Annotated in this window: 20 protein-coding genes and 1 tRNA gene; 8 read left to right on the top strand and 13 right to left on the bottom strand. The window is 31.6% G+C overall.

Annotated elements, in window-relative coordinates; translation table 11 throughout:
* The 5 genes from AABM47_RS07580 to AABM47_RS07600 form a co-directional block, all read right to left on the bottom strand.
* A partial coding sequence (locus tag AABM47_RS07580) for a metal-dependent hydrolase (protein ID WP_338410325.1) occupies positions 1 to 805 on the bottom strand: 805 nt, incomplete at its 3' end.
* Positions 806 to 846: 41 nt separating this feature from the next.
* Positions 847 to 2,157 carry a 30S ribosomal protein S12 methylthiotransferase RimO gene (rimO, locus tag AABM47_RS07585; RefSeq protein ID WP_338410326.1) on the bottom strand — a complete coding sequence of 437 codons (1,311 nt, stop codon included), beginning with the start codon at positions 2,155 to 2,157 and terminating at the stop codon, positions 847 to 849.
* Positions 2,158 to 2,378: 221 nt separating this feature from the next.
* Positions 2,379 to 3,047 carry an outer membrane beta-barrel protein gene (locus tag AABM47_RS07590; RefSeq protein WP_338410327.1) on the bottom strand — a complete coding sequence of 223 codons (669 nt, stop codon included), beginning with the start codon at positions 3,045 to 3,047 and terminating at the stop codon, positions 2,379 to 2,381.
* A gap of 9 nt (positions 3,048 to 3,056) precedes the next feature.
* Positions 3,057 to 4,541 carry a transporter gene (locus AABM47_RS07595; RefSeq protein WP_338410328.1) on the bottom strand — a complete coding sequence of 495 codons (1,485 nt, stop codon included), beginning with the start codon at positions 4,539 to 4,541 and terminating at the stop codon, positions 3,057 to 3,059.
* A gap of 16 nt (positions 4,542 to 4,557) precedes the next feature.
* Positions 4,558 to 5,580 carry a hypothetical protein gene (locus tag AABM47_RS07600; protein WP_338410329.1) on the bottom strand — a complete coding sequence of 341 codons (1,023 nt, stop codon included), beginning with the start codon at positions 5,578 to 5,580 and terminating at the stop codon, positions 4,558 to 4,560.
* 111 nt (positions 5,581 to 5,691) lie between these two features.
* Between AABM47_RS07600 and proS the strand changes: the two genes are divergently transcribed.
* The 5 genes from proS (at position 5,692) to AABM47_RS07625 (ending at position 10,763) form a co-directional block, all read left to right on the top strand.
* The gene (proS, locus tag AABM47_RS07605) at positions 5,692 to 7,170 is read left to right on the top strand and encodes a proline--tRNA ligase (protein ID WP_338410330.1); all 1,479 of its coding nucleotides are present in this window, start codon (positions 5,692 to 5,694) and stop codon (positions 7,168 to 7,170) included.
* Positions 7,171 to 7,239: 69 nt separating this feature from the next.
* Positions 7,240 to 7,311: transfer RNA gene (locus tag AABM47_RS07610), tRNA-Glu, on the top strand.
* A 156-nt stretch (positions 7,312 to 7,467) separates the two neighbouring features.
* Complete coding sequence (gene rpsT / locus AABM47_RS07615; protein WP_338410331.1) at positions 7,468 to 7,719, top strand: 30S ribosomal protein S20; 252 nt, start codon at positions 7,468 to 7,470, stop codon at positions 7,717 to 7,719.
* Between the two features lie 149 nt (positions 7,720 to 7,868).
* On the top strand, positions 7,869 to 9,665 hold the full coding sequence (gene typA / locus AABM47_RS07620) for a translational GTPase TypA (protein WP_338410332.1): 1,797 nt from the start codon (positions 7,869 to 7,871) through the stop codon (positions 9,663 to 9,665).
* A gap of 78 nt (positions 9,666 to 9,743) precedes the next feature.
* The gene (locus tag AABM47_RS07625; protein WP_338410333.1) at positions 9,744 to 10,763 is read left to right on the top strand and encodes a quinone-dependent dihydroorotate dehydrogenase; all 1,020 of its coding nucleotides are present in this window, start codon (positions 9,744 to 9,746) and stop codon (positions 10,761 to 10,763) included.
* On the opposite strand, the gene AABM47_RS07630 is transcribed toward AABM47_RS07625, so the two are convergent.
* Entirely contained in the window at positions 10,750 to 11,469 is a 720-nt protein-coding gene (locus tag AABM47_RS07630; protein WP_338410334.1) for a DUF3307 domain-containing protein, read from the bottom strand. The two genes, AABM47_RS07625 and AABM47_RS07630, sit on opposite strands and share 14 nt — an antisense overlap.
* Positions 11,466 to 12,077 carry a hypothetical protein gene (locus AABM47_RS07635; RefSeq protein ID WP_338410335.1) on the bottom strand — a complete coding sequence of 204 codons (612 nt, stop codon included), beginning with the start codon at positions 12,075 to 12,077 and terminating at the stop codon, positions 11,466 to 11,468. The genes AABM47_RS07630 and AABM47_RS07635 overlap by 4 nt, the downstream gene beginning before the upstream one ends.
* A gap of 205 nt (positions 12,078 to 12,282) precedes the next feature.
* On the opposite strand from AABM47_RS07635, the gene AABM47_RS07640 reads away from it, so the two are divergent.
* The gene (locus AABM47_RS07640; protein WP_338410336.1) at positions 12,283 to 13,149 is read left to right on the top strand and encodes a hydroxymethylglutaryl-CoA lyase; all 867 of its coding nucleotides are present in this window, start codon (positions 12,283 to 12,285) and stop codon (positions 13,147 to 13,149) included.
* 198 nt (positions 13,150 to 13,347) lie between these two features.
* Positions 13,348 to 14,820 (top strand): IMP dehydrogenase, encoded by a 1,473-nt coding sequence (guaB, locus tag AABM47_RS07645; RefSeq protein ID WP_338410337.1) that lies wholly within the window; start codon positions 13,348 to 13,350, stop codon positions 14,818 to 14,820.
* A gap of 184 nt (positions 14,821 to 15,004) precedes the next feature.
* On the opposite strand, the gene AABM47_RS07650 is transcribed toward guaB, so the two are convergent.
* From AABM47_RS07650 to AABM47_RS07660, 3 genes are all read right to left on the bottom strand, one after another.
* Positions 15,005 to 15,679, bottom strand: coding sequence for a DUF4377 domain-containing protein (locus AABM47_RS07650; RefSeq protein ID WP_338410338.1), 675 nt, complete (start codon positions 15,677 to 15,679; stop codon positions 15,005 to 15,007).
* A gap of 8 nt (positions 15,680 to 15,687) precedes the next feature.
* Complete coding sequence (purB, locus tag AABM47_RS07655; RefSeq protein ID WP_338410339.1) at positions 15,688 to 17,034, bottom strand: adenylosuccinate lyase; 1,347 nt, start codon at positions 17,032 to 17,034, stop codon at positions 15,688 to 15,690.
* 131 nt (positions 17,035 to 17,165) lie between these two features.
* Positions 17,166 to 17,855 carry a Sir2 family NAD-dependent protein deacetylase gene (locus AABM47_RS07660; RefSeq protein ID WP_338410340.1) on the bottom strand — a complete coding sequence of 230 codons (690 nt, stop codon included), beginning with the start codon at positions 17,853 to 17,855 and terminating at the stop codon, positions 17,166 to 17,168.
* A gap of 47 nt (positions 17,856 to 17,902) precedes the next feature.
* Here AABM47_RS07660 and AABM47_RS07665 point away from each other — a divergent pair, with 47 nt between their 5' ends.
* The gene (locus tag AABM47_RS07665) at positions 17,903 to 18,559 is read left to right on the top strand and encodes an RNA methyltransferase (RefSeq protein ID WP_338410341.1); all 657 of its coding nucleotides are present in this window, start codon (positions 17,903 to 17,905) and stop codon (positions 18,557 to 18,559) included.
* On the opposite strand, the gene AABM47_RS07670 is transcribed toward AABM47_RS07665, so the two are convergent.
* The 3 genes from AABM47_RS07670 to AABM47_RS07680 form a co-directional block, all read right to left on the bottom strand.
* Positions 18,554 to 19,336 carry a carboxypeptidase-like regulatory domain-containing protein gene (locus AABM47_RS07670; protein ID WP_338410342.1) on the bottom strand — a complete coding sequence of 261 codons (783 nt, stop codon included), beginning with the start codon at positions 19,334 to 19,336 and terminating at the stop codon, positions 18,554 to 18,556. The two genes, AABM47_RS07665 and AABM47_RS07670, sit on opposite strands and share 6 nt — an antisense overlap.
* Positions 19,337 to 19,403: 67 nt before the next feature.
* On the bottom strand, positions 19,404 to 21,305 hold the full coding sequence (locus AABM47_RS07675; RefSeq protein ID WP_338410343.1) for a DEAD/DEAH box helicase: 1,902 nt from the start codon (positions 21,303 to 21,305) through the stop codon (positions 19,404 to 19,406).
* A 116-nt stretch (positions 21,306 to 21,421) separates the two neighbouring features.
* Entirely contained in the window at positions 21,422 to 22,027 is a 606-nt protein-coding gene (locus tag AABM47_RS07680) for a non-canonical purine NTP diphosphatase (protein WP_338410344.1), read from the bottom strand.
* Between the last annotated feature and the right edge of the window lie 245 nt (positions 22,028 to 22,272).

The following is a 22,272-nucleotide window of genomic DNA, read 5'->3' on the forward strand; positions in this document are numbered from 1 at the left end:
CTCTAGCCAATTCAAAACCTTCAGTAAAATTAAAAAAAGGCTCAATATCTTTAATTTTTTTAATTTTTTTTAAAAAAATTAAATCATTTTTTTCAAAGTGAAAATCAATCTTGTTTTTAGAGTTAAATAAACTATAATAACCATAATAAAATCCTTGATTTGTTTTTATAACAGCTCCCCAAAGTATAGTGTTAAAAGGGGTAGGTACTACTTTAATATTTTGATACCTAATTTTTTGTCTTTTCAATTCACTTTCAAAATGTTGTGTTGCGTAAAAATGTATAAAGAATCCAAAAACTAAATAAAGAGTAGACAGCGACAAAGACCATCGTATAACTGTGAGTCGTTTTTTGTTAGTTTTGCCCATAGCAAGCAACGCAACACATCCTATAAGCAACCATATGGTATATAATGGATCAATTACAAAAATATTGTCTAAACTATAAAAAGATTTGCTTAAGGGGTAGAATATTCGTGTGCCATAAGTTGTACAAATGTCTAATAAAGGATGTGTAAATAAAGCTAGAAAACTAGCCCAAAACCACGATTTGTATGATGTTTTGTACTTATATGAAAACCATTTAGCACTCAAAAAACTCATTAGTATAGCAAAAAAGATAGAATGACTAAATGCTCTATGTATAGACAGTTGCTCAATAGGGTTAAAAAAAGGATTTATCAAAACATCTAAATCAGGTATAGTGCCTAAAATAGCGCCATACAACAAAGCTTTTTTACCAATTTCATGGTCTTTAATTAAAGCAAAAGTAGCTGCGCCTAAGACTATTTGAGATAATGAATCCATACATGTATTAATTAAAATTTATAGGTAGATCACAAGCTCTTTTAAGCTGGTTCAGCATACAAATCAAATTCAGTTGCATCTGTAATTTTTAAATTTACAAATTCACCTGTTTTTAAATAAAATTTTGATGCATCTACTAATACTTCATTATCTACATCAGGGCTGTCAAATTCAGTTCTTCCTACAAAATGCTGCCCTTCTTTTCGGTCTATTACACATTTAAAGGTTTGTCCAATTTTTTCTTGATTTAAATCCCAAGAAATTTGCGCCTGAATATCCATTATTTGTAACGAACGTTCTTGTTTTATTTCTTCAGGAACATCGTCAACTAAATTATAAGCATGTGTGTTTTCTTCATGAGAATAGGTAAAACATCCCAAACGTTCAAAACGCATTTCTTCAACCCAATTTTTTAAAATTTGAAAATCTTCCTCTGTCTCTCCTGGATATCCTACAATCAATGTAGTTCGTATAGCCATTTCGGGAACTGCTTTTCTAAATTCTTTTATAAGATTAGTAGTTTTTTCGTGTGTGGTTCCTCTTCGCATCGATTTCAAAACACTATCACTAATGTGTTGTAATGGAATGTCAATATAGTTGCAAATTTTAGGTTCACGTTTCATTAAGTCTAAAACTTCCATTGGAAAACCAGTTGGAAAAGCGTAATGCAAACGAATCCATTCAATACCATCTACTTTTACTAAGTTTTCAAGTAATTCAGCTAAGTTTCTTTTTTTGTATATATCCAAGCCATAATAGGTTAAGTCCTGAGCAATTAAGATCAATTCTTTTACGCCATTTTTAGCCAATTTTTCAGATTCAATAACCAACTTTTCAATAGGAGTAGAGACGTGTTTACCTCGCATTAAAGGTATGGCACAAAAACTACGAGGTCTGTCACAGCCTTCCGATATTTTTAAATAAGCATAATTTTTTGGTGTTGTAGTCAGTCGTTCTCCAATCAATTCGTGTTTGTAATCAGCACCTAATGCTTTTAAGAGCAATGGCAGTTCAGTAGTACCAAAATACTGATCCACATTTGGAATTTCTTTTTCTAAATCGGGTCTGTATCGTTCAGACAAGCAACCCGTTACAAATACTTTGTCGACTAAGCCGCGCTCTTTCTTATCAGCATATTCCAATATTGTATTAATGGACTCTTCTTTTGCATTATCAATAAATCCACAGGTGTTAATTACAATAATATTTCCTTCATTTTCCTTAGCTTCATGGGTCACATCCTTACCATTTGCCTTCAGTTGACCCATCAATACTTCACTGTCGTAGACGTTTTTAGAACATCCAAGTGTAATTACGTTGATTTTATTTTTCTTAATCGTTTTGGTTCTCATATAATAAAATTGAGGTGCAAAATTACGTAAAATAATCATTTGTAGCAGTATGGATTGGGCTTTATTTATATTGGCTTCTTCCTGCTGTCCATTCTATCTTTTTTTTCAAAAAAGGATGCTATTTCCATCAGGGCTATAAATTTTTTATAGTGATTTTCTAGTAAGTCCAAAAAAAACTACCTCAAAAAGAAGTAGTTATTTAAAAATAAATATTTTCCCAATTATTTAAAATAATAGTCTAAACCTAAATTAAAAACATTTGTGCTTAAATTTGCATTAAATGAATTTGAAGTGTTATTAAAAATAGTACTATTTTCATTGTTGCTATTTGTTGATTTACCATGATAATACTGTATGTTTAATAATTTATAACTTAAACTAAATTTATTATTTATGAAGTAAATTAAACCTGGGTTGACATTAATACTAAAATTATTACTTTTAATGCTGTTTTCATCAGTATTTTGGCTATTTATATAAGTAGACTTAGAATTATAAAAACCTATATTGTTATTTAAAATAATAGATAATTTACCAATAATAGGTTTATAATAATTTACAAAAAAATTTGCACCCACGCTGGTTGAAATTGTTTTGACTTTAATAAATGAATTATTTTCATTGTTAAAATCTTCATTTTCATTTTTACTATTTGCAAAATATATTGAAGTTCCAATAGCTAAATTATTTTTTATAAAATAACCAAATTTTGGCGATAAGTTTACACCATAACTTTTATTAGTTGTATTTAAATTATCAATAGTATTAGTTGATTTATTTTTGTTAAAACCTATTGAAAAATCTCCACCAATTAATTTTGTTCCTTTTTCAGTTTGTGCATTTGTTAAGCTAAAAACAAGTAATGCAAATAATATAATTTTTGTTTTCATATAAAATGTTTAAAAAGTTACGCTGTAAGACAAACTTACACTGTTTTTATTATTGTTAACTTGTGCTTGATCATTCATGCCAGATGTAATGATGCTTTGATTGTAATCTCTATGAGATTTTGAATACGATAAATCCAATCGTGCATTATTAAAACTATAACCTAATCCGCCAGAATAACCAACTAAATCACTCATAGAGTTAGTTGCTGCATAGGGGCTTTGATCAAAACGATATCCAGCTCTTACACTTACTTGTTTTATTTTATATTCACCACCAATATTGTACGATAGGGTGCTTTTTAAATTGGTTTTCATAAAACTATTTAAATTGGCATAATCATTTTTAGGTTTAAATTTAGTACTGCTATAATCTTTGGAAGTAATGTCTATGTTTATAAACCCTTTGTTGCCAAAAACATATCCAGCACTAGCAGTTAATTTACTTGGAGTTTTAACTTTATATGTTGGATAAATAGTTACAATATTTGGATTTATTGTTTCTATAAAATAGGATCCATCTTCAGTGCTTTCAACAGTTATTTGTTGCGATAATTGTTCGTTTAAAGCATACCAACTTGGCGATTCATATGCAAGCCCTATTCTAAATTGATTTGTAATTTTTGCAATTGCACCTAGGTTTAGTGAAAACCCACTTCCATAGGTGTATAATTCATTTTCAAACTGCACACGCTTTACAGTTGCACCATTGTCAAATTCAGGATTTGAATTACTTTCGTAAATAGAAGTCGATTTGTTAATGTCAACAAAATGAAGGTTTAAATTCATTCCTAGTGAAAATACATCATCATAATTAAAGGCAAAATTACCAGTCAACTTTCCATTGTATCCTTTGGAAGAAATATAACTTTCTTGATAATAATTTCCGCCATTTGGCACATTGCTGTAATAAGAATTTGAGTCGTATTCCAATAAATAAGAATTATACCCTAAATATGCTTGCTGTTCATTAAAATATAAATTACTAAACGTATTATTTGTTAATACATCAAATGGCACATTTTGCGCAGCATTTAAAAAGTAACCGTCTATAGAATTAGTAGGATTCGTTCCTCTTATTAAAATTTGATTGTCAAAATTATGAGTGTTTTCATAATTTAGAGCTAAGCTCATTTTATTCCATTTACTAGTTGTATTGGTGTTGTTAAAAACCAGCACTGCTCCAATTTGGTTGATGTCTAATTTAAAGTTATTTTCATTGGCTTTAGTTCCAAAATAAGAAGTTTTATTGTTTTGACTTAATCCAGACAAAGTTGTGCTAAAAGTGTTGTAAGTAAAAACTATTGAACCCGCAGGATTAATGTTTATAGCTGATAAATCTCCTCCAATAGCTCCAAGCGAACCACTCATTGCTCTAAAACGAGCTGTGCCGTTTAAATCATCTGAAGCAAAACGAAGGGCATCATTAACAACAGTTTCTTGAGATGAGCCAATAAAAGATGTACCCAATAGTAGGAATAAAATTATTTTCTTCATTGTTTTATTTTATAAATTATAAACCACCTCTATTGCCTCCACGAGAACTTCCTCCGCTTGTTCTTCCGCCTCCAGAGCTTGAAGATGAACTTCTAGGCGAGTTAGATCCGCCATAACTACTTCGGGGTGCGGGACTGTTTCTAGGGGTAGAATTGTTTCTAGGTGATGTCGTTGTAGGTTTTGTTGATGTGCGAATTGGTCTTGGATCTTTAATGGTAGAATTAGTAGTTCCATTGCCACTAACCGAAGAGCTTCTTGGAGAAAAACTTGGCGTGTCTCTTGTTCGTATAACGTTTGATGCATTGGGATTTCTTATTGATGCTGATCTTGCTCTAGGAGGTCTAACAGTAGCATTTCCAATTTGAGCATTTCTACTAGTGCTGGTAACTGTTGCTGTTCTAGCAGAATTTCTAGAATAATTGTTGTTTATACCTCTTCTGCCAGGCGTATAGGATGCGTTTTGGCCATAGTATGAATTTCCATAGTATGAATTTCCACACCAGTTGTTCCATCCATAGTTGTTATACCCTAATCCCCATGTATTTCCATAATAAAAGCCATTATTCCAGTTTCCTAACCCCCACATATTTCCATAATATAATCCATTATTCCAACCTGGACCATACCAGTTATTCCAACCCCAATTATTCCATCCCCAGTTATTCCAGTTGTTGTCATAATAATTAATACTTACTTCGTTGGTGTTGTTTCCCCATCCAGCATAATTGTTGCTTTCCATCACATACACTGTGTCTACTGAAGTTGATTGATATGAATCTATATCTGTAAAATATTCTGTTTCAGCAAATTCATTTTGAATTTGTTTGAACTTATCAACATAAACATTCGATGGCTTTACTTGTGTATAAGTTTGATTTTCATCTAATGTTGTTTCTTTTTTTGAACCCGAATTATAAATCCCATCTGAATCATCTACAGAAACATTTTTAAACGAACCACAAGAAACTAGATATAACGGTACTAGCGCTATAAGGAACAATCTGGATCTTTTTATTGAAATTTGGTAAATAATTTTCATAATAGGGCTTTTTTTATTGTTCGACTTCACAAAAATAGTTAGTTTTGTCGAATATTTTAGTTAAAGTTTAATTAAGATTAAAATAACAAAATTTATGCCAATTAAATAATAATGAGTAAAAACTTAACAAAAAGAGCAGAAGACTATTCTAAATGGTACAACGAATTAGTTGTAAAAGCTGATTTAGCCGAAAATTCAGCTGTACGAGGTTGCATGATTATAAAGCCATATGGATATGCAATTTGGGAAAAGATGCAAGCTGAATTAGATAGAATGTTTAAAGAAACAGGTCATCAAAATGCTTATTTTCCTCTTTTTGTGCCTAAAAGCATGTTTGAAGCAGAAGAAAAAAATGCTGAAGGATTTGCTAAAGAATGTGCAGTGGTAACCCATTACAGACTAAAAAATGACGAAGACAATCCTGGAAAGCTAAAAGTAGATGAAAATGCCAAATTAGAGGAAGAATTAATTGTTCGCCCTACAAGTGAAGCTATCATTTGGTCCACATACAAAGGTTGGGTTCAGTCATACAGAGACCTACCCTTATTGATCAATCAATGGGCAAATGTTGTGCGTTGGGAAATGCGAACGCGTTTGTTTTTAAGAACTTCCGAATTTTTATGGCAAGAAGGTCATACGGCTCACGCTACAAAAGAAGAAGCTTTAGAAGAAACTGAAAAAATGATGCATGTTTATGCTGATTTTGCTGAGCAATTTATGGCAATTCCTGTAGTTAGAGGAACAAAAACAGATAGCGAGCGTTTTGCTGGAGCAGAAGAAACATACTGTATCGAAGCCTTAATGCAAGATGGCAAAGCATTACAAGCAGGAACATCACATTTTTTAGGTCAAAATTTCGCCAAAGCTTTTGATGTAAAATTTGCGAATAAAGAAGGGAAGCAAGAATATGTTTGGGGAACTTCTTGGGGTGTTTCAACACGTTTAATGGGCGCTTTAGTAATGACACATTCAGATGATTTAGGATTGGTTTTGCCTCCAAATTTGGCTCCAATTCAAGTTGTAATTGTGCCTATTTTTAAAACGGAAGAAGAGTTTAATGTGATTTCTAAAGTGGCAAATGAATTGGTTTCTCAATTTAAAAAATTAAACATATCTGTTAAATTTGACAACAGAACAACTCATAAACCTGGGTTTAAATTTGCAGAATGGGAATTAAAAGGAGTTCCAACACGAATTGCGATTGGTCCTAAAGACATAGAAAATAAAACTTTTGAAGTTGCCCGAAGAGATAATCTTACAAAAGAAATAGTTTCAAGTGAAGGTGTTATTACTTACATAGCAACTATTTTAGAAACAATTCAAAATGATTTGTTTAGTAAAGCGTTGCATTATAGAGACACGCATATCACTGAGGTTCAAAATTTTGAAGAGTTTAAAGATGTTTTAGATCATAAGGCTGGTTTTGTTTCAGCACATTGGGATGGTACAGAAGAAACGGAAGAAAAAATTAAAGAATTAACAAAAGCTACAATACGATGCATTCCACTAAACAACTCACTTGAAGAAGGGTTTTGTGTTCTAACAGGTTCAAAATCAACCCGTAGAGTTCTATTTGCAAAAGCATATTAAAAAAAAATAACTTTCTGTTGCGAGAATAAAAAATAGTTGTATTTTTGCATCCGCAATAGAGAATTGTAGGGCCCGTTCGTCTATCGGTTAGGACGCATGGTTTTCATCCATGTAAGAGGGGTTCGATTCCCCTACGGGCTACAATTAGTTGTAAATAAGTTTTGTAAAATAAGAACTTGGTGTCTCTAGTTTTTGTTTTATTAGTTAAAACCAAAGTCATTGTGTAAACAATTATGGGAGGTTTTTCTTTTTTAACTAGTAGTTTATAAATAATTATTACAATTAAATAAAAAAAAAATGGCAAATCACAAGTCAGCTTTAAAGAGAATTAAGACAAGCGAAAAGAAAAGAGTAATCAACAAATATCAGCACAAAACTACGCGTAATGCTATAAAAGCAATTCGTTTAGCAACTGATAAAGTAGATGCACAAACAAAATTAAATGATGTGTTTTCAATGTTAGATAAATTAGCAAAAAAGAACATTATTCATGCAAACAAAGCATCTAACTTAAAATCTAAGTTAACTAAATTTGTAAGTTCTTTATAAGAATTTATATTTTAAAAAGTATAAAGCCCTCATGTGAGGGCTTTTTTTATAGGTATAAGTTAAGAAACAGTAAATAAAAATAAAGTAATTCAAAGGTTTGTATTTTTTAACAAATTAAATAGTACCTTTGCACCCATTAAAAATCACAGATGGAATCTATAAGAAACATTGCAATTATTGCTCACGTTGACCACGGTAAAACTACACTGGTTGATAAAATCATGTATCATTGTCAACTTTTTCGTGATAACGAAAACACAGGTGACTTAATACTTGATAACAACGACTTAGAGCGTGAAAGAGGTATTACTATAACCTCTAAAAACGTATCAGTTGTTTATAAAGGTACAAAAATCAATATAATAGACACTCCTGGTCACGCTGATTTTGGTGGTGAAGTAGAACGTGTTCTTAACATGGCAGATGGTGTTTGTCTTTTAGTTGATGCTTTTGAAGGGCCTATGCCACAAACTCGTTTTGTACTTCAAAAAGCTATTGATTTAGGATTAAAACCATGTGTTGTAATCAATAAAGTTGATAAAGAAAACTGTACTCCAGAAGAAGTACATGAAAAAGTTTTTGATTTAATGTTTGAATTAGGTGCTGAAGAATGGCAGTTGGATTTTCCAACGGTATATGGTTCTGCAAAAAATAACTGGATGTCTGACCATTGGGAAAACATTACAGACAACGTTGAAGCTCTTTTGGATATGGTGATTGAAAACGTGCCTGCTCCAAAGGTTTCTGAAGGTACTCCACAAATGTTGATTACTTCTTTAGATTTCTCAGCATTTACAGGTCGTATTGCAATTGGTCGTCTTGAAAGAGGTATTTTGAATGAAGGTATGCCAATTTCTTTAGTTAAAAGAGATGGTACTATATTTAAATCACGTATAAAAGAATTACACACTTTTGAAGGACTTGGTCGTAAAAAAGTACAGCAAGTAATTGCTGGAGATATTTGTGCAATTATAGGTGTAGAAGGATTTGAAATTGGTGATACAATCGCCGATTTTGAAAGCCCTGAAGCTTTAAAGACAATTGATATAGACGAACCTACTATGAGTATGTTGTTTACAATTAACGATTCTCCTTTCTTCGGTAAAGAGGGTAAGTTTGTAACATCTCGTCATATTAGAGATCGTTTAGCAAAAGAATTAGAGAAAAACTTAGCTATGAAATTAGGTGAGACTGATTCTGCTGATAAGTTTATGGTATTTGGTCGTGGTGTACTTCACTTATCTGTTCTTATAGAAACGATGAGAAGAGAAGGTTATGAATTACAAATCGGTCAACCACAAGTAATCATCAAAGAAATTGACGGTAAAAAATGTGAGCCAATTGAAGAATTAACTATCGATTTACCTGAGACTCTTTCAGGTAGAGCCGTAGAGTTTGTTTCTATACGTAAAGGAGAAATGCTTTCTATGGAAGGAAAAGGGGAGCGTATGATTGTTAAATTTAATATTCCATCTCGTGGAATAATTGGATTGCGTAATCAATTATTAACTGCTACAGCAGGTGAAGCTATTATGTCGCACCGTTATATTGGTTATGAACCTTATAAAGGGTTAATACCAGGGCGTAATAATGGTTCTTTAATATCTATGGAAAACGGTAAGGCAATTCCTTATTCAATCGATAAATTACAAGATCGCGGTAAGTTCTTTGTAGAGCCTAATGCAGAAATTTATGAAGGTCAAGTGATTGGAGAAAACTCTCGTAGTGATGATATGTGTATAAACGTAACAAAAGCTAAAAAACAATCAAACGTTCGTTCATCTGGAAATGATGAAAAAGCAAGAATTATTCCTCCAATTATTTTTTCTTTGGAAGAAGCATTAGAATACATTCAAAAAGATGAATATGTAGAGGTTACTCCGAAATCTATTCGTTTAAGAAAAATATATTTGACTGAAACTGACAGAAAACGTTTCAAAATTTAATTAAAATTATAAAAAAGTCTCACTTTTAAGTGGGACTTTTTTTTTATATTTCTTATTTTTGCATTTCAAAACTATATTATGTATCGTTTATTAATTCGCCCGATTTTATTTAAGTTTGATCCAGAAAAAGTGCATTATTTTACTTTTTCATTGATTCGTATTTTACATAAAATACCTTTTGTAGGTCTGATCATCAATTTTTACTATGAGATCAATAGTCCCAAATTGGAGAGAAACGTTTTTGGTTTAACCTTTAAAAACCCCGTTGGATTAGCTGCAGGCTTTGATAAAGACGCCAAGCTTTATCAAGAATTATCAAACTTTGGTTTTGGATTTATTGAAATAGGTACAATTACACCAAAACCACAAGACGGAAATCCTAAAAAACGACTTTTTAGATTGCAAGAAGATTCGGCAATCATTAATCGAATGGGTTTTAATAATGGTGGTGTAGAAGATGCTATTATTCGACTTAAAAAAAATAAAGGAGTTTTAATTGGCGGAAACATTGGAAAAAATAAAAGTACTCCAAATGAAGAAGCAGTTAATGATTATGTAATTTGTTTTGAAGCTTTATTTGATTATGTGGATTATTTTGTAGTCAATGTAAGTTCACCAAACACACCCAACTTAAGAGAACTTCAGGAGAAAGAGCCACTAACAAAACTTTTACAAGTTTTACAAAATTTAAATTCCAAAAAACAAACTCCAAAACCTATCTTGTTAAAAATCGCACCAGATTTAACAAACGAGCAGCTGCTGGATATTATTGAAATTGTAAATGAAACCAAAATTGCTGGTGTAATTGCAACCAATACAACAATCTCTCGTGATGGACTAGTTTCAGATAATAAAGCAGAAATGGGTGGTTTGTCGGGTAAGCCACTCTCTAATCGTTCAACAGAAGTGATTCGTTTTCTTTCGCAAAAAAGCAACAAATCATTCCCAATTATTGGAGTAGGAGGTGTTCATTCGGCAAAAGATGCTTTAGAAAAATTAAATGCTGGTGCAAGTTTAGTGCAGTTATATACAGGTTTTATTTATCAAGGACCAAAATTGATTAAGGATATTAATAATGCTTTGCTTAATAAAAGCTAATTCTAGTACCATATTCCACAAGCAGTCCAACTAAAATTGCAATTCCAAAGCTTAATAATGTTCCAATAAGAACGTATTCTGTAAGTTTTCGGTCTTTCCCTTCTTTCAAATCTCCAAACCTAAAGATAGATTTTGCGGCTAATAAAAAACCAATAGCTTCAAAATGATTGGTTAAAATGAAACAAAACACAAATAATCGTTCCAAAATTCCAATGTAATTACCAGCGTTTTGTAACGATTGATCTTCTTTGTTTTTGCTTTCTGGTGTCCAAATAGAAATAATGTTTTTTATAATAATCGAGGTTGGTTTCGTTAATAAAACTAAACCAGTTATAAAAATCCAAATACGATTATCTATGTTTTGAAAATCTATAGATGTATTGTTGTAAGCTAATACGATTACAAAAATCAGTATCAAATGCAATAACTGATCTACAGAAAACCAAATGTGTTTTGTCTTTTTCTTTTGATACTTTAGTTTAATAAAATCAATAATTCCATGTGAAATAGCTAGAAATACACCATAAATAATAAAATTAATATTAGAAACAAAAAGGAGCATTAAAGCTAAATGTAAAGCTGTATGAAGATATAAATAGATGCTTTTTTCTTTCTTTTTTTCTTTGTCAGAAACCCATTTATTAGGTTGCAATATAAAATCACCTATCAAATGTGCCAATAAAAGTTTTGTAAATAGTAACATCATAGCTCAAGCATTTTAATTTTTTTAGTGAACGCTGAATTTATTTCTAATAACAAATCAAAATTAGCTCTTTTTCTTCTTTTACTCACTGCTGCTTGATTTATTTTTAATTTCTCACCCATTTCTTCTTGTGAAATATTTGGGTTTTGAATCGCTAAAAATACAAACTCAGCTTGTTGTGAAAGCCAATTATCCATAAACGAAAGTCCTAAACGCACTAACAAATTCATTTCTTTATTGAATTCTTTGTTTGAAGACTGTAAAACTAATGTAATCTTATTTTTCTTCATTAAGTCAAATGCTTCACCCGAATTTATAAAAGAAGTTCCATTACTTTCTGATATTCGTTTAGATTTGAATGTTTTATCACCAAAACCTATGCTCATTCTTGCATCTAACGAAATAGTTCTTAAAAAAGCTTTTATTAAAAATACTTTTAGCAAAGCTTCTTCAACGTTTTTTATTTCTAATTGAAATTCATCACCACGATAAATTTCCCAATCATTCGGACTTTTTCCAAATTGTAAAAACAAATTTTTTAAACCATCTATCCAATTGGAAGATTTTGCTCTACGTGAACCTTTTATATCTCCTGTTATAATACAAATCATTGTTTTTTTTTTTTACTTTTTTCTTTTTGTTGATAGAAACTTTAAATCAAATATAAAAAATTTATTTTAATTATTCCACAAATATGGAATAATATCAAATATTCCATATTTATGGAATATAATTGATTATTCCACAAATATGGAATACTTTTGTTTTTTTTTATCCATAAAAATCTTCTTATCTTAGCATTCTTAAAACATAACTTTGAACCCAAAAATTAAAATAATCGAATGTCCCCGCGATGCTATGCAAGGCATCAAAGCATTTATTCCTACGGAGAAAAAAGTGCAGTATATACAAGCTTTACTGCGGGTAGGTTATGATACTATTGATTTTGGAAGTTTTGTTTCTCCAAAAGCAATTCCGCAAATGGTTGATACAGCTGAAGTATTAGCACAATTAGATTTGTCGCAAACACAAAGTAAATTATTAGCCATAATAGCCAATACCAAAGGTGCTGAGTTAGCATCTGTGCATAAAGAAATTCAATACCTAGGTTTTCCATTTTCCATTTCTGAAAATTTTCAAATGCGAAATACACACAAAACCATAGCAGAATCTATAATAAGTTTACAAGAAATTCTTGAAATTGCTGACAAAAGTAATAAAGAAGTAGTAGCCTATTTATCAATGGGTTTTGGAAATCCTTATGGTGATACATGGAATGTTGATATTGTTGGAAATTGGACCGAAAAATTATCAAAAATGGGAGTCAAAATCCTTTCGCTATCAGATACGGTGGGCACTTCAACACCAGAAGTGATTGACTATTTGTTTTCAAACCTTATTCCAAAATATCCCAAAATAGAATTTGGTGCTCATTTACACACAACTCCAGACAAATGGTACGAAAAAATTGATGCTGCTTATAATGCAGGTTGTCATCGTTTTGACGGAGCTATTCAAGGCTTTGGTGGTTGTCCTATGGCTGCTGATGATTTAACGGGCAATATGCCTACAGAAAAATTAGTTTCGTTCTTTACAGCTCAAAAAGCAGATACCAATTGCCATGCTATGAGTTTTGAAAGTGCTTACAACGAAGCGTTAAAGATTTTTACCAACTATCATTAAAAATTAATGCCGATTCATTTTTTTTAAGAATTTTTTTTTCAACTTTTCTTTTCTTTTTTTCACAAAAAAGCTTTTCATAGCTATCATAGCAAAAAAAACAAACAAATCATAATTGATAACTGATCACTTTTTCTTATATTTGCATGCAATTTAAAGGATTTAAAGCTGAAATAAATTTCAGCATAAACTAAATTGCATATGAACGCACATACCACAAAAATTATCGGAGAAGGTCTTACTTATGACGACGTTCTATTAATCCCTAATTATTCAGAAATTTTACCAAGAGAAGTTAGTATTCAATCTAAGTTTTCTAGAAATATTACATTAAACACACCTATAATTTCAGCCGCAATGGATACTGTTACTGAAAGTGCTATGGCAATCGCTATGGCTCAAGAAGGTGGAATAGGGGTTTTGCATAAAAACATGTCAATTGAAAAACAAGCTGCAGAAGTACGTAAAGTAAAACGTGCTGAATCTGGAATGATAATAGACCCTGTAACCTTACTTTTAACAGCTACAGTTGGTGACGCTAAACGTGCGATGAAAGAACACGGAATTGGGGGAATACCTGTCGTTGATAAAAACATGACATTAAAAGGAATTGTTACCAATAGAGATTTACGTTTTGAAAAGCAAAGCAACAGACTTATAACTGAAGTTATGACCTCAGAAAATTTGGTAACTGCAAAAGTGGGAACTACACTGCAACAAGCTGAAGAAATTTTACAAAATCATAAAATTGAAAAGCTTTTAGTTGTTTCTGAAAATAATATTTTAGCAGGTTTAATTACCTTTAGAGATATTACTAAATTAACACAAAAGCCAAACGCAAATAAAGACAAATTTGGGCGTTTACGTGTTGCTGCTGCTCTTGGAGTAACTGCTGATGCTGTAGAACGTGCTACGGCACTTGTAAATGCGGGAGTAGATGCTGTTGTTATTGATACTGCTCATGGTCACACTAAAGGAGTTGTAGATGTTTTAAAGCAAGTAAAAGCTGCGTTTCCTAATTTAGATGTAGTTGTTGGAAATATTGCAACACCTGAAGCAGCTAAATATTTAGTAGAAAACGGAGCCGATGGTGTAAAAGTAGGTATTGGGCCAGGTTCAATTTGCACTACTCGAGTGGTTGCTGGAGTTGGATTTCCTCAATTTTCTGCTGTTATTGAAGTTGCTGCTGCCATTAAAGGAAGTGGTGTTCCTGTAATTGCCGATGGAGGAATCCGTTATACGGGTGATATACCTAAAGCTATTGCTGCAGGTGCAGATTGTGTTATGTTAGGATCTTTATTAGCAGGAACAAAAGAAAGTCCGGGTGAAACTATTATTTTTGAAGGAAGAAAATTCAAATCTTATAGAGGAATGGGCTCTATTGAAGCAATGGAAGAAGGTTCAAAAGATCGATATTTTCAGGATGTAGAAGATGATGTTAAAAAATTAGTTCCAGAAGGAATTGTAGGTCGTGTACCATACAAAGGTGAGTTAAACGAAAGCATGCAACAATTTGTAGGTGGTTTAAGAGCTGGCATGGGTTATTGCGGGTCAAAGAATATTTCAACTCTACAAGAAACAGGCCGTTTTGTTCGAATTACAGCCAGTGGAATAGGGGAAAGCCATCCGCACAATGTTACCATTACTAAGGAGGCTCCAAATTATTCACGCTAATTTTTGGTTTTAAAGACGTATATTTTATTAGATACTTAAAATAAAAATAAAAACAGCCTTAATAAACCATGGTTTATTAAGGCTGTTTAATATAATAAATTGTGGAGTTACATATGATGTAATTTTTCAATTTAAGGGTAAAAAAATCCTAAGCCGCCTAATATTCATATCAAAAATTAAAATACTATCTCTTAAAAATTAGGGTGTTTTGTTTGGATTTTATTTCTAAAAAAGCACCATATTTTTTATAAGATTGGCTTTCTTGGAGTGTATTTGTAAATAAATCAGCTATTTTCATTTTTTCTTCGCAAAATATTTTTGTAGACATTAATGGCCCAAATTTTATTGAATTTGAACTTATGACAGTAGTGTTTCCAAAAAATGAATTACAACCATCATTGCCAAAAAATTTTAATGAGTTTGTGTCAATGTGAAGGACTATTTTATCATCATCAATTAACGTATTGTTTATTTTCTTAAGTTTCCAATTTCCGTTTAAGTCTTCTTTTTTAAATATTTTTTTATCTAAAATTTTAACTAAATGATACATAACACTTGAAGCATCTGCTAAAACATTATTTGGGTCTAGAATTTCTTTTTTTATTAATAATTTATAGGCATATTCTTCTTCAAAGTTGAATCCTTGAATTCCATCATAATGTAATTGCCACTTATCTTCGTCTTCAAATTTTATAAGCAAACACTTTTGAGGCACAACACCTACACAATCATAAAAATGACTGGCTACATAAATGATAAATTCATTATTATTTTTCATTTCAAGATCTATATTATTCGGATTAGACTTACATCCAAATAATATAGAAGTTACAAACAGTAAGAATATTTTTTTTTTCATGTTTTGTTTTAAATTCCAATAAAGTTACTTGGAGTGATTTGTAATAATTCTGTTTTAATGCTTTCAGATATGTTTAAGTTTTTAATAAAACTATGAATCGCTTCTTTATTGATGACCGTATTTGTTCGTGTTAAATTTTTTAAAGCTTCATATGGGTTAGGATAGCCTTCTCTTCTTAAAATAGTTTGAATGGCTTCTGCAACAACTGCCCAGTTTTTTTCTAAATCTTCGGCAAATTTGGGTTCGTTTAAAAGTAATTTATTTAATCCTTTTAGGGTTGCTTCAAAAGCTATTAAGGTATGTCCCATTGGTACGCCAATGTTTCTTAAAACAGTACTGTCTGTTAAATCCCTTTGCAAACGCGAAACAGGTAATTTTGCCGAAAGATGTTCAAAAATGGCATTAGCAATTCCTAAGTTTCCTTCACTATTTTCAAAATCAATAGGATTTACTTTATGAGGCATAGCCGATGAGCCTATTTCGCCTTCTTTTATTTTTTGCTTAAAATATTCCATGGAAACATAGGTCCATATATCTCTATCTAAATCTAATACAATATTATTAATGCGTTTTAGTGCATCAAAAAATGCAGCAAAATGATCGTAATGCTCTATTTGCGTTGTTGGGTATGAATGATGCAATCCTAAAGATTCTTCTACAAATGAAGTTCCAAATTGTTTCCAATCTTGATTGGGGTAGGCAACTTTGTGTGCATTATAATTACCTGTTGCGCCACCAAATTTGGCAGCAAACGGAACATTAAACAGCAAACGCATTTGCTCTTCAATGCGTTCAACAAATACCATAATTTCTTTTCCTAAACGGGTTGGAGAAGCCGGTTGTCCATGTGTTCGTGCTAGCATAGGAATTGATGCCCATTCAACACTTAATTCTTTTAGTTTTTGAACTAAGGCTATTAAGGATGGCAAGTAGCAATCTTCAAAAGCTTCTTTTGTAGAAAGAGGAATGGCTGTATTGTTAATATCTTGAGAGGTTAGCCCAAAGTGAATAAATTCTTTATATGGCGATAAGCCTAAAGCTTCAAATTTTTCTTTGATGAAATATTCAACAGCTTTGACATCGTGATTGGTTGTTTTTTCGGTTTCTTTTATCCAAAGTGCATCCTCTGTGCTAAATTTTTTATATAAATCACGCAAAGCACTATATGATTTTACATCTACATTTTGCAATTGTGGCAAAGGCAATTCACATAAAGCAATAAAATACTCCACCTCTATTAATACTCTGTATTTTATAAGAGCTTCCTCAGAAAAATAAGGAGCTAATGATTTTGTTTTGTTTCTATATCGCCCATCTATTGGCGAAATTGCGTTTAACTCTGTTAGGTTTTGCATTTTTGTTTTTTGTGGTTTAATCTGTGCCAAGCGTTTAATGCATTACACATTTTATAAGTAAAGTGCAAAAATAAGGATTTGTTGTTAGTTTATAGTTGTTAGATTATAGTTTTTTAATAAAAAGGCAACAATTATTTCAATCTTTTCAGTTCTTCACTTACAATTTTCATGCCCTTTGTGGCAGAAAGTGGAATAATTTTTATAGGGTTGTCTAAATCATTAATTTCAACTGGTTTTGGGTCAATATAGTAAACCAAAACATCTTCAGAAACATAATTAATCAACCCAGCTGCTGGATATACTTGAAGCGATGTGCCCACAACGAGCAAATAGTCTGCTTGTTCGACGATTTTTATGGCTTTTTCCATTTCAGGCACCTCTTCTCCAAACCAAACAATATGAGGCCTGAGTTGTATGTTTTTTGAATCTACATCGCCCAAATTGATATTGTTTTTCCATTCTATGATTGAATTTGGATCTTTTATATTACGTGCTTTTAAAAGTTCACCATGCAGGTGTATAACATTTGTGCTGCCTGAGCGTTCGTGAAGATCATCAATATTTTGAGTAATAATAAAGACTTCAAAATAAGATTCTAACTGAGTCAAAATATCATGTGCGAGATTAGGTTGAACCTCAAAAAGTTGTTTTCTTCTCTTGTTATAAAAATCAAGAACTAGTTCAGGATTTTTTATAAAACCAGAAAATGAAGCTACTTCCATAATATCATGGCTTTCCCATAAGCCGTCAGCATCTCTAAAGGTTTTAATGCCGCTTTCTGCACTTATTCCAGCTCCTGTTAAAACAACTAATTTTTTCATTTGAGTTTTTATTGTTTCTTTGTATCAAATATAAAAAGAATAAGATTTTGATTGACATTAATTTATTAACATATTTAGAAGATTTTATATCAGAAAATAGAAAGCAACGATTTTTAGACGTGTTAGCCCATAGAACCAAACATTTTACTGTTGCGGTAGAAGATGTGTTTCAAATGCATAATACAAGTGCTGTAATGCGCAGTTGTGAAGTTTTTGGAATTCAAGAACTTAATATTGTTGAACAAAGACATGGTAAGTCTATAGATAAACAAATAGCTATGGGTGCTCAAAAATGGGTTGATATTTACGAACATCCTAGCAGTCAGATTTGCATGGATAATCTAAGAAAAAAAGGGTACCAAATTATTGCAACAACGCCTCATGATGCGTCTTGTTTTATTGAAAATTTTGATATTTCAAAGCCTTGTGCTTTGTTTTTTGGCACAGAAATAGATGGATTGTCAGATGTGGTAATGCAACAAGCAGATGGTTATCTTAAAATTCCAATGGTTGGCTTTACGGAGAGTTTAAATATATCGGTTTCAGCCGCTATAATTATTCAAGATCTAACCAATAGATTGCGAAACTCAGATATTAAATGGCAATTGAGTGAAGAAGAAATTTATGAAAAACGTTTAGATTGGACTCGTAAAACAATAAAAGATATTAAGTTTGTTGAAAGCAGATATAAAGAAAATTTATAAACGTTTTAGCATTTTATACTCTTCATAACATCCACTTATGGCATCAAGAATTTGTAAATCATTAGCCGTTTTTATAAAATCTTGTGAATAATTACATTTTTCTAATATTACAGGAATATCGTCTTTTGATATTTCTAATAAAGAGGCTAAAGTTTCTCTGTCATATTTGGATGATAAAAGCAATCGTATGCCGTCATTAGCTTTCATCTGTTTTAATTTTTTCATTTCTTTAGATTTTTTACTGAAGGTATTGTATAAAAAATCTGCAGGGTTTAAAACAGAACGTACAACTCTACCAATAGCGTTTGGTGATCGTTCGCCTACTTCATACAATCCTATGATTCCGGCTATATTTGCTCGGTAATTTTCGTTAACAGGTATGATTTTAGTATCTACCTCGAGGTATCCAGTAAGATTGTATTGTGATAGTTTGACTTCTTCTAAAACATAAATTTTTTCGGTCAATTTAATTTTAGTAGATACATTTTTTATCCAGTCATTTGTAATAACCGTTTTTACGGTTTCAAATCCCAAATAGGTAAAAATAATGGTATCATTAACAACGCCTTCAATTGTAAATTGACCGTTTCCGTTTGTAATTGTGCCTTTTACTTTGGTGGTGTTAATGACATGAACATTGTTCATAGGTAGTAGTGTTTGGTTGTTTACAACAGAACCATTCACTTTATTAATAACAACCAAAGTGTCTTTTATAGTTTGAGAAAATAAAAGGTTGGTCGTTATAAAACATAAAAAAACTACAAAATATCTCATCATTTATATATTGATTCAAAAATACAAATCAATTGGGGATATTTTGTAGTTTTATAAGAAAATTAACTATTTATTCGCTTCTTCTTGACCTTTTAGCTTTTTCAAAAAAACCTTTAGATTCACCGTCTGAGCTTTTTCTTTCTCTTCTAGGTGCTTCATCAGATGAAGATGTTCTTTTTCTTTCGCTTGCAGGAGCACTAGAATCTCTTTTTGTAAAGTTTCTGCCACCACCACTACTATCACGACTTCCGCTATCACTTCTTCCTCTAAATCCACCACCACCGCCAGAACCTCTATCGCTTCTTCCGCCTCTTCCGTTATGGTCTCTTCTTGGTGAGTTTCTAGAACCTCCGCCACCTTCGTTTTTGGAGATTTCAACATTTATTCTTCTACCGTTCATGTCAAAACCGTTTAAGGTTTCCATTACTTTAGTCATGTGTTCACCATCAGTATTGAAGAATGAAAATCCTTCTTTTACGTCAACTTTAAATACATCGTCACGACCTAAATCTAAGGTTTCTTTAATAAAGTCTTTTAATTGCATCCAATCAAAATCATCTCTTGAGCCTATGTTTATAAAATAACGAACGTCATCACCTGACTTAAACTCTCTTGGTGAAGTGCTTCTTTCGCTTCTCTCACCTGAATTAGATCCAGACAAGTCACGATTTTTTTTGTAGTATGCAATAAATCTGTTAAATTCAACAGAAACCATTTTTTTAATCAATTCTTCTTTGGTTAGCCCATCAAGAACTTCATTAATTGCAGGTAAATAGTTGTCAATTTCGTGATCTATTTCTGTGTCTTTTATTTTATTTGCTAAGTGCAACAATTGAATTTCGCAAATTTCAATTCCAGAAGGTATTGTTTTTTCTTGAAATTTTTGTTGAATGATTCGTTCTATTGAAGAAATTTTACGCAACTCGCTTTTTGTGATAATAACAATTGAAGTACCGGTTTTACCAGCACGACCTGTTCTTCCTGAGCGGTGATTGTAGGTTTCAATTTCGTCAGGTAATTGATAATTTACAACGTGTGTAATGTTTTCAACGTCAATTCCACGAGCCGCAACATCCGTAGCAACAAGCATTTGAATTTGTCTACCTCTAAAAGATTTCATTACCCCATCTCGTTGTGCCTGAGATAAGTCACCATGCAATGCTGCTGCACTATAACCATCTTCAATTAATTTTTCAGCAACGGATTGAGTGTCTCTTTTTGTTCTACAGAAAACCACAGAAAAGATATCTGGATTAGAATCTGCCAAACGTTTTAGCGCTTCATATCTATCACGAGCATTTACTAAGTAAAATTCGTGAGAAACGGTTTTAGAACCAGAATTCTTATGACCTACAGTAACTTCTGCAGGATCTTTCATAAATTTTTTAGCAATTCTTGCGACTTCAGCAGGCATAGTTGCTGAAAACAACCATGTGTTTTTGTCGTCGGGTGTGTCTGATAATATAGAAACTATATCGTCATAAAAGCCCATGTTTAACATTTCGTCTGCTTCATCAAGAATACAGATGCTGATGTTTTTAATGTTTACAAGTCCACGATTAATCATGTCTTGCATTCTACCAGGAGTTGCTACAATTACTTGTGCTCCACGTCTAATATCTCTTGCTTGATCCGTTATGCTTGCTCCACCGTATACTGCAACTGTATTTAAACCTTTAATGTATTTTGAATACAGTTTAATTTCGTTTGTAATTTGCAAACAAAGTTCGCGTGTTGGAGATAAAATTAATGCTTGAGTACTTCTGTCTTCTACATTTATTTTTTGGATAAGCGGAAAACCAAATGCTGCTGTTTTCCCTGTACCTGTTTGTGCTAAAGCTACTAAATCTGTATTTTGTTCCAATAGAACTGGAATCGCTTTTTCTTGCACTTCTGACGGATTTTCAAATCCTAGATCTTTGATCGCCAGCAGTAACGATTCATTCAGACCTAATTGTTCAAATTTATTCATAAAGTATTTTAAATTGGGTGCAAAGGTAGGGCTAATTAATCAATATAGCTAATAAGTTTGTTACTGAATATCAATTAGTTATGTATTTTTTTTGATTAATTTATAAAAAATTATCGTTAAGTAGCTGAATTAGTGGGTGGTTTTACTTCAAATTTATTTAAAAATTGAATTAAATGTGTAACTGCAATTCCTCTATGACTGATGGCTGCCTTTTCAGCTGATGTTATTTCTGCAAATGTTTTGGTATGATTTTCAGCAACAAAAATAGGATCATAACCAAATCCTTCTGTTCCTCTTTTTTCTTGTATAATTTTTCCTTTGGCAATACCAGTAAAAAAAAATTGATTTTTGTTTAAATTTAAAGCAATTACAGTTTTAAATTGGGCTTTTTTATTTGATTTTTGATCTAAATCAAACAATAATTTATCCATATTGTCATCTGCATTTTTTTGTTCACCTGCATATCTTGCAGAATAAACTCCTGGCGCATTATTTAATGCTTCAACTTCTAAGCCTGTATCATCAGCAAAGCAATCGTATCCATATTTTTGACTAACATAATTTGCTTTTAAAGCTGCATTTCCTTCAATAGTGTTGGAGGTTTCTGCAATTTCTTCGGTGCATCCAATATCTAACAAACTTAAAATAGTTATAAAATCAGGTAGCATTTGCTGAATTTCTTTGATTTTATTTTTATTGTTGGAGGCAAATACAAGTTGCATTGTTGTTGTTTTAGATTGTTTCAATTTTAATGAGTAATTGAAATTGATTTGTTCCAGAACTTCTGTAAAAGTACAAAAGCCGATCTGGAGCGATCGACTTTCATGGTAAACGTGTAACCACATCGCTGTGTCGTTCGGTGCAAATATACATGCATTATTTGAATATCAACTAATTTGTACTCTTTATTTTTCAGTATGTTTTGTAAGCAGTAGCTTTTTATGCTTGTTTTTTTTAGTCAACTATA

Source organism: uncultured Flavobacterium sp. (assembly GCF_963925415.1).
Lineage (GTDB): Bacteria > Bacteroidota > Bacteroidia > Flavobacteriales > Flavobacteriaceae > Flavobacterium.

What these genes read in the sequence shown, in the direction of transcription:
- AABM47_RS07630 (WP_338410334.1), bottom strand. Translation starts at nt 11,469, where the DNA reads ATGATGTTACTATTTACAAAACTTTTATTGGCACATTTGATAGGTGAT.
- typA (WP_338410332.1), top strand. Translation starts at nt 7,869, where the DNA reads ATGGAATCTATAAGAAACATTGCAATTATTGCTCACGTTGACCACGGT.
- AABM47_RS07675 (WP_338410343.1), bottom strand. Translation starts at nt 21,305, where the DNA reads ATGAATAAATTTGAACAATTAGGTCTGAATGAATCGTTACTGCTGGCG.
- AABM47_RS07635 (WP_338410335.1), bottom strand. Translation starts at nt 12,077, where the DNA reads ATGATTTGTATTATAACAGGAGATATAAAAGGTTCACGTAGAGCAAAA.
- AABM47_RS07600 (WP_338410329.1), bottom strand. Translation starts at nt 5,580, where the DNA reads ATGAAAATTATTTACCAAATTTCAATAAAAAGATCCAGATTGTTCCTT.
- rimO (WP_338410326.1), bottom strand. Translation starts at nt 2,157, where the DNA reads ATGAGAACCAAAACGATTAAGAAAAATAAAATCAACGTAATTACACTT.
- purB (WP_338410339.1), bottom strand. Translation starts at nt 17,034, where the DNA reads ATGCAAAACCTAACAGAGTTAAACGCAATTTCGCCAATAGATGGGCGA.
- AABM47_RS07625 (WP_338410333.1), top strand. Translation starts at nt 9,744, where the DNA reads ATGTATCGTTTATTAATTCGCCCGATTTTATTTAAGTTTGATCCAGAA.
- proS (WP_338410330.1), top strand. Translation starts at nt 5,692, where the DNA reads ATGAGTAAAAACTTAACAAAAAGAGCAGAAGACTATTCTAAATGGTAC.
- guaB (WP_338410337.1), top strand. Translation starts at nt 13,348, where the DNA reads ATGAACGCACATACCACAAAAATTATCGGAGAAGGTCTTACTTATGAC.
- AABM47_RS07670 (WP_338410342.1), bottom strand. Translation starts at nt 19,336, where the DNA reads ATGATGAGATATTTTGTAGTTTTTTTATGTTTTATAACGACCAACCTT.
- AABM47_RS07680 (WP_338410344.1), bottom strand. Translation starts at nt 22,027, where the DNA reads ATGCAACTTGTATTTGCCTCCAACAATAAAAATAAAATCAAAGAAATT.
- AABM47_RS07590 (WP_338410327.1), bottom strand. Translation starts at nt 3,047, where the DNA reads ATGAAAACAAAAATTATATTATTTGCATTACTTGTTTTTAGCTTAACA.
- rpsT (WP_338410331.1), top strand. Translation starts at nt 7,468, where the DNA reads ATGGCAAATCACAAGTCAGCTTTAAAGAGAATTAAGACAAGCGAAAAG.
- AABM47_RS07660 (WP_338410340.1), bottom strand. Translation starts at nt 17,855, where the DNA reads ATGAAAAAATTAGTTGTTTTAACAGGAGCTGGAATAAGTGCAGAAAGC.
- AABM47_RS07650 (WP_338410338.1), bottom strand. Translation starts at nt 15,679, where the DNA reads ATGAAAAAAAAAATATTCTTACTGTTTGTAACTTCTATATTATTTGGA.
- AABM47_RS07595 (WP_338410328.1), bottom strand. Translation starts at nt 4,541, where the DNA reads ATGAAGAAAATAATTTTATTCCTACTATTGGGTACATCTTTTATTGGC.